Origin of the sequence: Pseudomonas sp. RA_105y_Pfl2_P56, from assembly GCF_963970845.1 — a bacterium.
Lineage (GTDB): Bacteria > Pseudomonadota > Gammaproteobacteria > Pseudomonadales > Pseudomonadaceae > Aquipseudomonas > Aquipseudomonas baetica_A.
In genome coordinates this window covers 14166-29197 of the sequence record NZ_CAXAPL010000006.1, presented here as the reverse complement: position 1 = coordinate 29197, position 15032 = coordinate 14166, and the positions used below count along the sequence as shown (strand labels likewise).

Genomic DNA, 15032 nt, shown 5'->3' with positions numbered 1-15032 from the left:
CTGCCCCTGCGGCGCAGTGTGGATGATGAGCATCAGACTGCGGTTTGCAGACCGGCGACGGTGCGCGGCATGCCGACAAAACCGGGCAGTGCTTCGACCCGAGCCAGCCAGGCGCGCACGTTGCCATAGTCATCCAGCGACACGTTGCCTTCCGGCGCGTGGGCGATGTAGCTGTAGGCCGACACGTCGGCGATGGTCGGCTCGCTGCCCGCCAGATACGGTGTGTTGCCCAGTTCGACTTCCATCACCTTGAGCAGGTTGTGCGCACGGGTAATCACTTCTTCAGCATTGAGTTTCGCCCCGAACACCGTGATCAACCGTGCTGCCGCCGGGCCAAAGGCGATTGGCCCGGCGGCTGCCGACAACCAGCGCTGCACCCGTGCGGCGCCCAGCGGATCGCTTGGCAGCCAGCGGCCATTGCCATATTTCTGCGCCAGATACACCAGAATCGCGTTGGAATCAGCCAACACCACGCCATTGTCATCAATGGCCGGTACCTGACCGAAACTGTTGATCGCCAGATACGCCGGCTGTTTGTGCTCGCCTTTGGCCAGATCGACGAAGATCAGTTCGGTCGGCAGTTGCAACAGCGATAGCATCAGCTCAACCCGGTGGGCGTGGCCGGAACGAGGGAAGTTGTAGAGTTTGATCGGTTGCATGGTCGACTCCGCTGGATGATCGCACCGCCCAAGGGTGGCAGCGCTGATGGAGGCCATCTTCTACCTATCCTTGAAGCAACAGAATCACCAGCATTTGCAATCGATTATTTCTTCTCATGCAATAAAGCGGCATTTTTCAGCCCCGGATGCTCACGCAGAGCATTTACCGTGAAATCAACAAAACTGCGCACCCGCGCCGGCGCCTTGCGCCCGCCCTGATACACCACATGAATCGGCAGCGGCGGCAGTTCGAAGTCAGCGAGGACGATTTCCAGTTCGCCGGCCGCGACCTTGTTCGCCACTTGATAGGAAAGCACCCGGGTCAGCCCCAGTCCCAGACACGCGGCCGTGATCGCAGCCTGATTGGCGGTGACTACCAGACGCGGCTCCGGGCGCACGATCAATGGTTCGCCCTGTTCGAGAAACGGCCAGGTGCGTATCTGGCCGGTGGCCGAAGTCGCCACCACGGGCAAACCGGCCAACGCCTGAGGATGCGTGGGGCGGCCGTGATCGGCCAGGTATTGCGGCGAACCGCAAACCACCCGCCGAACCTCGCCCACGCGAATCGCATGCTGATTGCTGTCCGCCAGGTCACCGATGCGCACCGCGACATCGATACCCTCCTCAACCATGCTCACCACCCGATCGAGCAACAGGGCATTGATCGAAACCTCCGGATACTGCGCCAGATAACCGGCCATCACCGGCGTGACAAACAACTCGCCAAACAACACCGGCGCCGTCACCGTCAATTGCCCACGGGGCTGGGCGTGACTGCCGGCAGCCGAATCCTCGGCTTCCTGCACCTCGGCGAGAATTCTGCGACAGTCCTCCAGATAACGTTGCCCCGCCTCGCTCAAATGCACGCTGCGCGTGGTTCGAATCAGCAATTGCGTACCGATGCGCTGCTCCAGTGCGGCCACAGCACGGGTGACGCTGGCGGCGGACAGGCCCAGATGCCGTGCGGCGGCGGCAAAGCCTTGCTCCTTGGCGACGGCGGCAAAGACTTGCATTTCCTGGAAGCGATCCATGGATACCCTCGAATCAGATACAAAAATCGCAGCCGAAGCTGCGATTTTTTTGGGTCGAACTCAGCTGTGGATAACTTATTCCACCGTTACCGACTTCGCCAGGTTACGCGGCTGATCCACGTCCGTGCCCTTGAGCACAGCAACGTAGTACGACAGCAGTTGTAGCGGAATGGTGTAGAGGATTGGCGACAGGATGTCGTGGATGTGCGGCATCTGCACGACGTGGGTGCCTTCGCCGTTGGTCATCCCGGCTTTTTCGTCGGCGAACACGACCAGTTCGCCACCACGCGCACGCACTTCCTGCAGGTTGGACTTAAGCTTCTCCAGCAGTTCGTTGTTCGGCGCTACGGTGACCACCGGCATGTCGTTATCCACAAGCGCGAGCGGGCCGTGCTTCAGCTCTCCGGCTGGATAGGCTTCGGCGTGGATGTAGGAGATCTCCTTGAGTTTCAAGGCGCCTTCCATCGCGACCGGGAATTGCGCACCGCGACCGAGGAACAAGGTATGGTTCTTCTCGGCGAACAGTTCGGCGACTTTCTCGACCGTGCTGTCCATCGCCAGGGCTTCGCCCAGGCGGGTTGGCAGGCGACGCAGTTCTTCCACCAGCGTGGCTTCAATGCCTTTGGCCAGCGTGCCGCGCACTTGGCCCAGCGAAAGGGTCAGCAGCAACAGACCGACCAATTGCGTGGTGAAGGCTTTGGTCGAGGCGACACCGATTTCGCGCCCGGCCTGGGTCAGCAGGGTCAGGTCGGATTCGCGTACCAGCGAACTGATGCCGACGTTGCAGATCGCCAGGCTGGCGAGAAAGCCCAGCTCTTTGGCGTTGCGCAGCGCGGCCAGGGTGTCGGCGGTTTCGCCGGACTGCGAGATCGTGACAAACAAAGTATCTGGCTGCACCACCACTTTGCGGTAGCGGAACTCGCTGGCGACTTCGACCTGGCAAGGGATACCAGCCAGTTCTTCGAGCCAGTAACGCGCAACCATACCAGCGTGATAACTGGTGCCGCAGGCCACGATCTGCACATTGCGTACTTTGGCGAACAGTTCGGCCGCTTGCGGGCCGAATGCCTGTACCAGCACTTGATCATTGCTCAGACGACCTTCGAGGGTGCGCTGAACAACGGTCGGCTGCTCGTGGATTTCCTTGAGCATGTAGTGACGGAACTCACCCTTGTCCGCTGCTTCGGCACCGTCGCTGTACTGCACGGTCTGGCGCTCGACGGCGTTGCCCTGAACATCCCAGATCTGCACGTTATCACGACGAATTTCGGCGATATCGCCCTCTTCCAGGTACATGAAGCGGTCTGTGACCTGGCGCAACGCCAGTTGATCGGAAGCGAGGAAGTTCTCGCCCAGCCCCAGGCCGATCACCAGTGGACTGCCACTGCGGGCGGCGACCAGACAATCCGGTTGCTTGGCATTGATCACTGCCAGACCGTAAGCACCGTGCAGTTCTTTAACAGTGGCTTTGAGGGCGACGGTCAGGTCAGGTTGCTCCTTGAGCTTTTCGCTGAGCAGGTGGGCAATGACTTCAGTGTCGGTGTCCGAAGTAAACACGTAACCCAGCGCTTTGAGTTGTTCACGCAGAGCTTCGTGGTTTTCGATGATGCCGTTGTGCACCACCGCGATGTCACCGGAGAAATGCGGGTGGGCGTTGCGTTCACACGGTGCGCCGTGGGTTGCCCAACGGGTGTGGGCAATTCCGAGACGGCCGATCAGTGGATGCTCAGCCAACGCGGTTTCGAGTTCGCTGACTTTGCCCGGGCGACGCATGCGCTCCAGGGTTTCGTCGTTGGTGTAGACCGCTACACCTGCGCTGTCATAGCCACGGTATTCGAGGCGCTTGAGGCCTTCGAGCAGGATGGCGGTGATATTACGTTCAGCCACTGCGCCGACAATTCCACACATGCTTATTTCTCCTGACTGACAGCCGCGCAAATCAAAGTGATGCCGCGGGCCTGAATCTGATCGCGGGCCTCATGGGGCAGGCGATCATCGGTAATGAGGGTATGGACACTGCTCCATGGCAGCTCCAGGTTGGGAATCTTTCGGCCGATCTTGTCGGCCTCGACCATCACGATCACTTCGCGCGCGACTTCAGCCATCACCCGGCTCAAACCCAGCAGCTCATTGAACGTGGTGGTGCCGCGCACCAGGTCGATGCCGTCGGCACCAATGAACAACTGATCGAAGTCGTAAGAGCGTAGTACCTGCTCGGCCACCTGGCCCTGAAAGGATTCCGAATGCGGATCCCAGGTGCCGCCGGTCATCAGCAGCACGGGCTCGTGTTCGAGTTCACTCAAAGCACTGGCGACGTGCAGCGAGTTGGTCATCACCACCAGACCCGGCTGTTGGCCGAGTTCGGGAATCATAGCGGCGGTGGTGCTGCCACTGTCGATGATGATGCGTGCGTGTTCACGGATTCGTTTTACCGCTGCACGCGCAATCGCCTGCTTGTATCTGGAAACGCTCTGAGCAGTTTCCGCGACCAGTTCCTGGGGCATGGTGATCGCCCCGCCGTAGCGACGCAGCAACAGACCGTGACTTTCCAGCGCGGCGAGATCCTTGCGAATCGTAACTTCGGAAGTTTCGAAGCGCTTGGCCAGTTCATCCACACTCACTTCGCCCTGCTCGTTGAGCAAGGCCAGTATGTTGTGGCGGCGTTGGGGTGTGTTGCGTTTCGACATGGTGATTTAATGTTTCGTTTCGAAAGATAACGGAACCAATCAAAACCTATTGCCGAAAGGTCGTCAAGCGGCGGGCCGACTTTTTTGAGAGCGCCACAAACCAAAATGGGAGCGGGCTTGCTCGCGAACGCGGCGTATCAGTCACTGATTGTGTGCCTGATGCACCGCGTTCGCGAGCAAGCCCGCTCCCATATGGAACAACATTGTGGATAACTCAGCTCTTCTTGATCTTCTCCGGCCGTTTCCAGCCATCGATGTTCTTTTGCCGCGCACGGCCAACAGCCAACTGCGCGTTATCCACATTTTGAGTAATGGTCGAACCGGCCGCTGTGGTTGCACCGCTGGAGATATCCACAGGTGCGACCAATGAGTTGTTCGAACCAATGAACACATCTTCGCCCAACACGGTTTTCCACTTGTTGGCGCCATCGTAGTTACAGGTAATCGTGCCGGCACCTATGTTGGTGCGAGCACCGATTTCGGCGTCGCCCAGGTAGGTCAGATGTCCAGCCTTGGCGCCCTCACCCATACGGGCGTTTTTCAGTTCAACGAAGTTACCCACATGGGCACGGGCCTCCAGCACAGTGCCTGGACGCAGGCGAGCAAACGGGCCGGCATCGCTGCCTTCACCGAGAACCGCGCCTTCGATGTGGCTGTTGGCTTTGACGATCACGCCTTTGCGCAGCGTACTGTCCTTGATCACGCAATTCGGGCCAATCATCACGTCATCTTCAATAACGACGTTGCCTTCGAGAATCACGTTGATATCGATCAGTACGTCGCGACCGACGGTCACCTCGCCGCGCACATCAAAACGTGCCGGGTCACGTAGGGTAACGCCCTGCGCCATCAGGCGGCGACCGGCGCGCAACTGGTAATGACGCTCCAGTTCGGACAGTTGCTTGCGGTCGTTGGCGCCCTGCACTTCCATCGGATCGTGCGGCTGTTCCGTGGCCACCACCAGACCGTCGTTGACCGCCATTTCGATCACGTCCGTCAGGTAATACTCGCCCTGCGCGTTGTTGTTCGACAGGCGGCTCATCCAGTCGGCCAGACGATTGGCTGGCACGGCGAGAATGCCGGTGTTGCCTTCGGTGATTGCACGTTGGGCTTGACTGGCATCTTTGTGCTCGACGATGGCGGCGACTTTGCCATCGGCGTCGCGCACGATGCGGCCATAGCCCGTCGGATCGTCCAGCTCGACGGTCAGCAAACCCATCTGGCCTGGAACGACGTGCTTGAGCAGGCGTTGCAAGGTCTCGACTTCAATCAGCGGCACATCACCGTAAAGAATCAGCACGGTGTCGGCAGTAACGAAAGGCACTGCCTGGGCGGTCGCATGGCCGGTGCCCAGTTGCTTGTCCTGCAGCACGAAATTCAGATCATCAGCGGCCAGACGTTCACGTACCACATCGGCACCGTGGCCAATGACTACATGGATACGTTGTGGATCAAGTTGCCGGGCACTGTGGATAACATGGCCCAACATGGAGTTGCCGGCAATCGGGTGCAAGACCTTCGGCAACGCCGAACGCATACGAGTGCCTTGACCGGCCGCGAGGATAACAATTTCGAGAGACATGACTGGCTACCAATCCTGGGTGGTCAGCAACTGCGACCGGGTTGTAAAAATCGGAAAAGAAAAAAGGGTAGCCGAGGCTACCCTTTTTTATCAATCGCACAACAAGTGACTGACGGATTAACCGCCAAACTTCTTGCGGATCTGCTGGACGGTGCGCAGCTGAGCTGCAGCCTCGGCCAGACGTGTAGCAGCGGCGCCGTAGTCGAACTCCGCGCCACGTTCATGCAACGCCTTCTCGGCAGCCTGGACGGCTTGCTGAGCGGAGGCTTCATCCAGGTCGGCAGCACGTTGCACAGTGTCGGCAAGCACCTTGACCATGTTCGGCTGAACCTCGAGGAAACCACCGGAGATGTAAAACACCTCGGCTTCCCCGCCTTGCTTGATCAGGCGGATTGGACCCGGCTTGAGATTAGTGATCAGCGGCGCGTGACCCAGAGCGATACCAAGATCACCCAGTGCACCGTGCGCAATCACCATCTCGACCAGGCCGGAAAAGATTTCCCCTTCCGCGCTGACGATATCGCAATGGACTGTCATAGCCATCTGATTGCCTCAACCTAAATTAGCGCCCGTTGCCGGGCGCCGGGATTACAGTTTCTTGGCTTTCTCGATCGCTTCTTCGATGCCGCCAACCATGTAGAACGCTTGTTCTGGCAGGTGGTCGTAGTCACCGTTGAGGATGCCTTTGAAGCCAGCAATGGTGTCTTTCAGGGAAACGTATTTACCCGAAGCACCGGTGAAGACTTCAGCCACGAAGAACGGCTGCGACAAGAAGCGCTGGATCTTACGAGCACGGTTAACCAACTGTTTGTCGGCTTCCGAAAGCTCGTCCATACCCAGGATCGCGATGATGTCTTTCAGCTCTTTGTAACGTTGCAGAACGTACTGAACGCCGCGAGCGGTGTCGTAGTGATCCTGACCGATTACGTTCGGGTCCAGCTGGCGCGAAGTCGAATCCAGTGGATCTACCGCCGGGTAGATACCCAGGGATGCGATGTCACGGGACAGAACGACGGTGGCGTCCAAGTGGGCGAAGGTGGTCGCAGGCGACGGGTCGGTCAAGTCATCCGCAGGTACGTATACCGCTTGGATCGAAGTGATCGAACCTTCCTTGGTCGACGTGATACGTTCTTGCAGAACGCCCATCTCTTCAGCCAGGGTCGGCTGGTAACCTACTGCCGAAGGCATACGGCCCAGCAGTGCGGATACTTCAGTACCGGCCAGGGTGTAACGATAGATGTTGTCGACGAACAGCAGAACGTCGTTACCTTCGTCACGGAACTTCTCGGCCATGGTCAGGCCAGTCAGTGCTACGCGCAGACGGTTACCCGGCGGCTCGTTCATCTGACCGTAAACCAGTGCCACTTTGTCCAGAACGTTGGAGTCCTTCATCTCGTGGTAGAAGTCGTTACCCTCACGAGTACGCTCACCCACACCGGCGAACACGGAATAACCGCTGTGCTCGATGGCGATGTTACGGATCAGTTCCATCATGTTTACGGTTTTGCCTACACCGGCACCACCGAACAGACCGACTTTACCGCCTTTGGCAAACGGGCAAACCAGGTCGATAACCTTGATGCCGGTTTCCAGCAGGTCGTTGCCGCCTGCCTGTTCAGCGAACGAAGGCGCTGGACGGTGAATGCCCCAACGTTCTTCGGTGTCGATCGGGCCAGCTTCGTCGATCGGGTTACCGAGCACGTCCATGATCCGGCCCAGGGTCGCTTTACCGACCGGTACGGAGATGGCTGCGCCAGAGTCGGTAACTTCCAGACCGCGCTTCAAGCCCTCGGTGGAACCCATCGCAATGGTACGAACCACGCCGTCGCCCAGCTGCTGCTGAACTTCCAGAGTGGTTCCGGCCGCGCTTTGAACTGTCAGCGCGTTGTAGATGCTCGGTACGCTGTCGCGTGGAAATTCCACGTCGATAACGGCGCCGATGATTTGAACGATACGTCCGCTACTCATAGCTGGATCCTCTGAATATTTGAACCGTTAAACCGCGGCAGCGCCGCCGACGATTTCCGAGATCTCTTGGGTGATCGCAGCCTGACGCGCCTTGTTGTAGATCAGCTGCAAATCGCTGATCAAATCACCGGCGTTGTCGGTAGCGTTCTTCATCGCGATCATCCGCGCAGCTTGTTCAGCCGCGTTGTTCTCGACCACCGCCTGGTAGACCTGCGACTCAACGTAGCGGACCATCAAGCCATCAAGCAGCTCTTTGGCATCCGGTTCGTAGAGATAGTCCCAGTGGTGCTTGAGATCCTGATCCGGGGTGGCCACCAGTGGAATCAACTGCTCCACGGTAGGCTGTTGCGTCATGGTGTTGATGAACTTGTTGGACACCACGGACAGGCGGTCAATACGGCCGTCCAGGTAGGCATCCAGCATCACCTTGACGCTGCCGATCAGATCATTGATCGACGGCTCTTCACCCAGGTGGCTGATAGCTGCAACGACGTTACCGCCGAAGTTGCGGAAAAAGGCCGCACCCTTGCTACCAACAACACACAGATCAATCTCGACGCCGTTTTCGCGGTTTACCGCCATGTCCTTGACCAGGGCCTTGAACAGGTTGGTGTTCAAGCCACCGCACAAACCACGGTCACTGCTCACGACGACATAACCGACACGCTTGATTTCGCGGTCGATCATGAACGGGTGGCGGTATTCCGGGTTGGCGTTGGCCAGATGCCCAATTACCTGGCGGATACGCTCCGCATAAGGACGGCTAGCAGCCATGCGCATTTGTGCCTTGCGCATTTTGCTGACCGCCACTTTTTCCATGGCGCTGGTAATCTTTTGCGTGCTTTTGATGCTCGCAATCTTACTGCGAATCTCTTTTGCGCCTGCCATGTAACACCTATCAGGTTAGCAAGCGGGAGCCTCGCGGCTCCCGCTGCGGCTTACCAGGTTTGGGTGGCCTTGAACTTCTCGATACCGGCTTTCATGCCAGCGTCGATTTCGTCATTGAAGTCACCTTTAACGTTGATCTTGGCCATCAAATCGGCGTGATCGCGGTTGAAGAAAGCAATCAGCGCTTGTTCGAAGCTGCCGATCTTGGCGATTTCAATGTCAGTCAGGAACCCACGCTCAGCGGCATACAGCGACAGCGCCATGTCAGCGATCGACATTGGTGCGTATTGCTTCTGCTTCATCAGCTCGGTAACGCGCTGACCATGCTCAAGTTGCTTACGGGTCGCTTCGTCCAGGTCAGAAGCGAACTGGGCGAATGCCGCCAGTTCACGGTACTGAGCCAGAGCGGTACGGATACCACCGGACAGCTTCTTGATGATCTTGGTCTGAGCAGCACCACCCACACGGGATACCGAAACACCGGCGTTCACTGCAGGGCGGATGCCCGAGTTGAACATGGCCGATTCCAGGAAGATCTGACCGTCGGTGATGGAAATCACGTTGGTCGGAACGAACGCGGAAACGTCGCCAGCCTGGGTTTCGATGATCGGCAGTGCGGTCAGGGAACCGGTTTTGCCGGTCACTGCGCCGTTGGTGAACTTCTCTACGTATTCTTCCGAAACGCGGGATGCGCGCTCCAGCAGGCGGGAGTGGAGATAGAACACGTCGCCTGGGTAAGCTTCACGGCCTGGTGGACGGCGCAGCAGCAGGGAAATCTGGCGGTAAGCCACTGCCTGCTTGGACAGATCGTCATAAACGATCAGCGCGTCTTCACCGCGGTCGCGGAAGAATTCACCCATGGTGCAACCGGAGTACGGTGCCAGGAATTGCAGCGCAGGAGATTCCGAAGCACTGGCAGCCACGATGATCGTGTTGGCCAGGGCGCCGTTTTCTTCCAGCTTGCGAACCACGTTGGCGATGGTCGATTGTTTCTGACCGATAGCAACGTAGACGCAGAAAATGCCGCTGTCTTTCTGGTTGATGATCGCGTCGATCGCCAGAGCGGTTTTACCGATCTGACGGTCACCGATGATCAGCTCACGCTGGCCACGGCCGACAGGGATCATGGCATCGACAGCCTTGTAGCCAGTCTGTACAGGCTGGTCTACCGACTTACGCCAGATCACGCCCGGAGCAACTTTCTCGACCGCGTCGGTCTCGGTGTTGCCCAGTGGACCTTTGCCGTCAACAGGGTTACCCAGTGCGTCGACTACGCGACCCAGCAGTTCCTTACCAACCGGAACTTCGAGGATGCGGCCTGTGCACTTGGCGCTCATGCCTTCAGCCAGAGACTGGTAAGCACCCAAAACAACGGCACCTACGGAGTCTTGCTCCAGGTTGAGGGCCATACCGTAGACGCCGCCCGGAAACTCGATCATCTCGCCGTACATGACGTCGGCCAGACCGTGAATCCGCACGATGCCGTCAGATACGCTGACGACAGTGCCTTCGTTACGGGCTTGGGAGGTCACATCGAGCTTGTCGATGCGGCCCTTGATAATTTCACTTATTTCGGAAGGATTGAGTTGCTGCATTGCTCTGCTGCCCCTTCAAACTCAAGATTTCAATGCTTCGGCAAGTTTCGCGATTTTGCCGCGAATCGAGCCATCGATAACCAGGTCGCCGGCGCGGATAACGACACCACCTATTAGGGCGGCATCCTCCGCAACTTGCAGGCGCACTTCCCGGTTGAGTCGTGCACTGAGAACCTTGGCGAGTTTGTCTTGCTGTTCTTGGTTCAATGCAAAAGCACTGGTCACTTCAACGTCTACCGATTTCTCTTGTTCAGCCTTGTACAGGTCGAAAAGAGCGGCGATCTCCGGCAGAAGCGGGAGACGGTCGTTTTCGGCAACGACATTGATGAAGTTCTGTGCCTTGGCATCAAACTTGTCGCCGCACACGTCAATAAACGTGGCGGCCTTTTCTGCGCTCGTCAGTCGCGGGGCCTTGAGCACGCGCTGCATGGTGTCGTCTTGTGACACCGCTGCAGCCAGGCCGAGCATGGCTGACCAATTGGCCAGTTGCTGGTGGGCCTGAGCGTGCTCGAAGGCCGCCTTAGCGTAAGGTCGGGCCAACGTGGTCAGTTCTGCCATGATCGCCCTCGCTTAGATTTCAGCAGCCAGTTGGTTAACCAGCTCTGCGTGCGCGTTTTGATCGATTGTGGCACCCAGGATCTTCTCGGCGCCGCCGACAGCCAGCATGCCCACTTGGGCGCGCAGTTTGTCTTTGACACTGTTCAGTTCCTGTTCGATCTCGGCTTGAGCCTGAACCTTCACACGGTCAGCGTCGACACGGGCCTTTTCAACGGCCTCTTCGACAATCTGGTTACCGCGTTTCTTGGCTTGCTCGATGATTTCAGCTGCCTGAGCTTTCGCTTCGCGCAGTTGCTGACCCGCTTTTTCTTGGGCCAACTCCAGGTCGCGAGCTGCTCGGCTGGCAGCGTCCAGGCCATCAGCGATCTTCTTTTGACGTTCGTGCAGTGCCGTAATGACCGGAGGCCATACAAACTTCATGCAGAACAGTACAAAAATCAGGAACGCAACGGACTGGCCAATCAGGGTCGCATTAATGTTCACGCCAACACCTCGCAGTTACGTTGTCCATCACATCAAATTACTCGGAAGAATCCGGGTAATTAGCCAGCGATCTGACCAACGAACGGGTTCGCAAAGGTGAAGAACAGAGCGATACCAACACCGATCATGGTTACGGCGTCGAGCAGACCGGCAACGATGAACATTTTAACTTGCAGCATTGGAACCATTTCTGGCTGACGCGCTGCGCCTTCCAGGAACTTGCCGCCCAGCAGGCCGAAACCAATTGCGGTACCCAGTGCGCCCAGGCCGATCAACAGTGCAACAGCGATAGCGGTTAGACCAACTACAGTTTCCATCTTTCCTCCCGACTTTTACGTCGTATGGTTTAGGTTTTTTAGATTAAAGCGGTAAAACAAATCGTTTCAGGTGCCCTGTGAAGAGCCCCTTCCCGTATTACCGGGAAGGACATCAGACTAGTCGAGACTGGCCTTAATGGTTTTCTTCGTGCGCCATCGACAGGTAGACGATGGTCAGCATCATGAAGATGAACGCCTGCAGGGTGATGATCAGGATGTGGAACACCGCCCACGCCCACTGCAGAACAACGCCCAGGCCGCTCAGCCAGAGCAGGCCGCTGCCGAACATCACAGCGATCAGAATGAACACCAGCTCACCGGCATACATGTTGCCGAACAGACGCAGAGCCAGAGAGATCGGTTTGGCGATAAGGGTCACGAACTCCAGCAGGAAGTTCACCGGAATCAGCAGCGCCTGAACGAAGATGTTCTTGCTACCGAACGGGTGCAAGGTGAGTTCGCCGATGAAGCCGCCGAAGCCCTTGATCTTGATGCTGTAGAAAATGATCAGTGCGAACACCGAGAACGCCATGCCCAGCGTCGCGTTCGGGTCGGTCGTCGACACGGCACGGAACGGGATGTGGTGGTCGCCGGTGATCAGGATGGCCAACTGAGGAATCCAGTCGACCGGTACCAGGTCGACGGCGTTCATCAGGAACACCCAGACGAAGATGGTCAGTGCCAGCGGTGCAATCACCGGGCTACGGCCATGGAAGCTGTCTTTCACGCTGCCATCGACGAATTCGACCAATACTTCAACGAAGTTCTGCAAAGCACCTGGCTGACCCGAAGTCGCCTTCTTTGCCGCCATGCGGAAAAGAAGAACGAAGATCAGACCCAGCGCGACCGACCAGCCGAGGGTATCGACGTGGAAAGCCCAAAAGCCCATTTCTTTGGCTTCTGCTGCGGTGTGAGCAAAGCCCCAGCCGCCGTTGGGTAGCTGACCGAAGGTCAGGTTCTGCAAGTGGTGCTGGATATAGCCCGAAGCGGTTGTCTCTGCCATGGTTGCCTCAAACGCCCTAAGGTCTCGAAAGTCTTGTTCTCATCAGCAGGGGAGCGAACCAGCTGACCGACTGAGTCAGCACGAACACGCCGAATACTGCTACCGGCGCCAGTGGCTTCACACCTGCAAACACCAGTGCAAAGAGCACTGCCGTCAAAATAAGTTTGCCTGCCTCGCCGGCATAAAAAGACCGGACGATGGACTGGGCTGCTCGGGCGCCGGAAAACCGAAATGCCTTGTGAGCGAAATAAACATTGGGCAGCAAGGCTATCAGGCCTCCGCAAAGTCCCGAGTATCCGGCAACGACTCCGTGCCATTGCCAGAGCGCCAAAGCGCCAACGAGCAAAATGACAAATTGAGCCATCAACACCGGAAAAACCGCCAGGCGATGGAACGGCAGGCGGTTTGGCTTGCGGGTTTCCATCACGATTGCTCTCCAATGGTCGGCTGCCGAAATTCAATAACTTGGCATAATTTGTGCCGACAAAATGCGCGCAGAGTATAGGGGCGGTTCTGCCCCTATTCAACTGTCAGGTAGTGATTTCCGACTGCTCGCTACATGAGGAAATGTTTCAGCGGATGTGTGCGAGCACACCTTGAAGCTCATCGAGGGAGTTGTAACCAATCACCAACTGCCCTTTCCCCTTCTTGCCGTGGCGAATCTGCACCGCAGAGCCTAGGCGCTCGGCCAGACGCTGTTCGAGGCGGGCGATATCCGGGTCGGGTTTGCTGGCTTCCACAGGCTCCGGTTTACCACTCAACCATTGGCGAACCAGCGCCTCGGTTTGGCGCACGGTGAGGCCGCGTGCGACAACATGTCGCGCCCCCTCCACCTGCTGATTGTCCGGCAGACCGAGCAAAGCACGGGCATGACCCATTTCCAGGTCACCGTGGGACAACATGGTCTTGATGACTTCCGGCAGTGCAATAAGTCGCAACAGGTTAGCCACAGTGACGCGAGACTTACCCACAGCCTCGGCGACTTGCTGCTGAGTCAGCTGGAATTCCTGCTGCAACCGTTGCAACGCGACCGCTTCCTCGATCGGATTGAGATCTTCACGCTGAATGTTCTCGATCAGCGCTATGGCGATCGCGGTTTCATCCGGAACGTCGCGAACCATCGCCGGGATGGTTTCCTGCCCGGCCTGCTGACTGGCGCGCCAGCGGCGTTCACCGGCGATGATTTCAAAGCGGCCGCCACCAATCGGACGAACCACGATCGGCTGCATCACGCCCTGTGCCTTGATCGACTGTGCCAACTCTTCGAGCGCCTGCGGGTCCATATCCCGGCGTGGCTGATACTTGCCACGCTGCAGCAGGTCCAGTGGCAGGTGCTGCAGTTCACGGGTATCCGCTTGCGCCGCTTGTTCTTCCAGCGCACCGACAGTCGGACCACTCAGCAGTGCATCCAGTCCACGTCCGAGACCTCGTTTCTTGACGGCCATGGGGATTCCTTAAGTTGCCTGAGCAGCGGCGATACGTGAATTTTTGCGCTGACGGCGAACCATTTCGCCCGCCAATGCCAGATAAGCCAATGCGCCGCGCGATTGCTTGTCGTAGGCCAGCGCCGGCATGCCGTAACTTGGCGCTTCAGCCAGACGAATGTTACGCGGGATCACCGTGTCGTAGAGTTGATCGCCGAAGTGCTCTTTGAGCTGCGCCGAAACGTCGTTCATCAGGCTCAGGCGCGGGTCGTACATGGTCCGCAGCAGGCCTTCGACTTTCAGGTTGGGATTGAGCAGTTCAGCGATGCGCTTGATGTTATCCACAAGGTCGCTCAAACCTTCCAGCGCAAAGTACTCGCACTGCATGGGGATAATCACGCCATCAGCAGCCACCAATGCGTTCAGTGTGAGCATCGACAGGGACGGCGGGCAGTCGATCAGAATGTAATCGTAGTTTTCACGGATCGGCGCCAGCGCGCTGCGCAGGCGGCTTTCCTTCATCTGCATTTCCAGCAGAACCACTTCAGCCGCGGTCAGGTCGCGGTTGGCCGGCAGCAGTTGATAACCGCCATGCTCGGAGTAGTGCATGGCCTGAGTCAGATCGCATTCGCCGATCAGCAGGTCATAGACCGAGTTTTCCAGGCCATGTTTATCCACACCGCTACCCATGGTGGCGTTGCCCTGTGGATCGAGATCGATCAACAGCACCCGGCGCTTGGTTGCGACCAGGGATGCTGCGAGGTTGATGCAGGTGGTGGTCTTGCCCACACCACCCTTCTGGTTCGCTATCGCGAATACCTTAGCCATTCTTGCTTG

Annotated in this window: 16 protein-coding genes; all 16 read right to left on the bottom strand. The window is 57.9% G+C overall.

The window, feature by feature from the left end; all coding sequences use genetic code 11:
- Positions 1-32: 32 nt before the first annotated feature.
- Positions 33-659 carry a glutathione S-transferase family protein gene (locus AACY11_RS06160; RefSeq protein ID WP_339494122.1) on the bottom strand — a complete coding sequence of 209 codons (627 nt, stop codon included), beginning with the start codon at positions 657-659 and terminating at the stop codon, positions 33-35.
- 104 nt (positions 660-763) lie between these two features.
- Entirely contained in the window at positions 764-1690 is a 927-nt protein-coding gene (locus AACY11_RS06155; protein ID WP_339494121.1) for a LysR family transcriptional regulator, read from the bottom strand.
- Positions 1691-1765: 75 nt separating this feature from the next.
- A complete protein-coding gene (gene glmS, locus AACY11_RS06150; protein WP_339494119.1) occupies positions 1766-3598 on the bottom strand; it encodes a glutamine--fructose-6-phosphate transaminase (isomerizing) in 1833 nt (610 codons plus the stop codon).
- 2 nt (positions 3599-3600) lie between these two features.
- Positions 3601-4377, bottom strand: coding sequence for a DeoR/GlpR family DNA-binding transcription regulator (locus tag AACY11_RS06145; protein WP_339431436.1), 777 nt, complete (start codon positions 4375-4377; stop codon positions 3601-3603).
- 214 nt (positions 4378-4591) lie between these two features.
- On the bottom strand, positions 4592-5959 hold the full coding sequence (gene glmU / locus AACY11_RS06140) for a bifunctional UDP-N-acetylglucosamine diphosphorylase/glucosamine-1-phosphate N-acetyltransferase GlmU (RefSeq protein WP_339494118.1): 1368 nt from the start codon (positions 5957-5959) through the stop codon (positions 4592-4594).
- Between the two features lie 117 nt (positions 5960-6076).
- Positions 6077-6502, bottom strand: coding sequence for a F0F1 ATP synthase subunit epsilon (locus AACY11_RS06135; protein WP_339431434.1), 426 nt, complete (start codon positions 6500-6502; stop codon positions 6077-6079).
- A gap of 45 nt (positions 6503-6547) precedes the next feature.
- A complete protein-coding gene (atpD, locus tag AACY11_RS06130; RefSeq protein WP_339431433.1) occupies positions 6548-7927 on the bottom strand; it encodes a F0F1 ATP synthase subunit beta in 1380 nt (459 codons plus the stop codon).
- 27 nt (positions 7928-7954) lie between these two features.
- Complete coding sequence (gene atpG, locus AACY11_RS06125) at positions 7955-8815, bottom strand: F0F1 ATP synthase subunit gamma (RefSeq protein ID WP_007911960.1); 861 nt, start codon at positions 8813-8815, stop codon at positions 7955-7957.
- Positions 8816-8865: 50 nt separating this feature from the next.
- Positions 8866-10410 carry a F0F1 ATP synthase subunit alpha gene (gene atpA / locus AACY11_RS06120; RefSeq protein WP_016984064.1) on the bottom strand — a complete coding sequence of 515 codons (1545 nt, stop codon included), beginning with the start codon at positions 10408-10410 and terminating at the stop codon, positions 8866-8868.
- 21 nt (positions 10411-10431) lie between these two features.
- Complete coding sequence (locus tag AACY11_RS06115) at positions 10432-10968, bottom strand: F0F1 ATP synthase subunit delta (protein ID WP_007911956.1); 537 nt, start codon at positions 10966-10968, stop codon at positions 10432-10434.
- A 12-nt stretch (positions 10969-10980) separates the two neighbouring features.
- Positions 10981-11451 (bottom strand): F0F1 ATP synthase subunit B, encoded by a 471-nt coding sequence (locus tag AACY11_RS06110; RefSeq protein ID WP_221733261.1) that lies wholly within the window; start codon positions 11449-11451, stop codon positions 10981-10983.
- A 59-nt stretch (positions 11452-11510) separates the two neighbouring features.
- A complete protein-coding gene (gene atpE, locus AACY11_RS06105; RefSeq protein ID WP_003097235.1) occupies positions 11511-11768 on the bottom strand; it encodes a F0F1 ATP synthase subunit C in 258 nt (85 codons plus the stop codon).
- Between the two features lie 133 nt (positions 11769-11901).
- Complete coding sequence (gene atpB, locus AACY11_RS06100) at positions 11902-12771, bottom strand: F0F1 ATP synthase subunit A (RefSeq protein ID WP_339431432.1); 870 nt, start codon at positions 12769-12771, stop codon at positions 11902-11904.
- Between the two features lie 16 nt (positions 12772-12787).
- Positions 12788-13195, bottom strand: a complete 408-nt coding sequence (locus AACY11_RS06095) for a F0F1 ATP synthase subunit I (protein WP_339431431.1) — start codon at positions 13193-13195, stop codon at positions 12788-12790.
- Positions 13196-13343: 148 nt separating this feature from the next.
- Positions 13344-14216: a ParB/RepB/Spo0J family partition protein gene (locus AACY11_RS06090; RefSeq protein WP_221733259.1), complete on the bottom strand. Its 873-nt coding sequence runs from the start codon at positions 14214-14216 to the stop codon at positions 13344-13346.
- A 9-nt stretch (positions 14217-14225) separates the two neighbouring features.
- Positions 14226-15023 (bottom strand): ParA family protein, encoded by a 798-nt coding sequence (locus tag AACY11_RS06085; RefSeq protein WP_221733258.1) that lies wholly within the window; start codon positions 15021-15023, stop codon positions 14226-14228.
- Positions 15024-15032 lie beyond the last annotated feature (9 nt).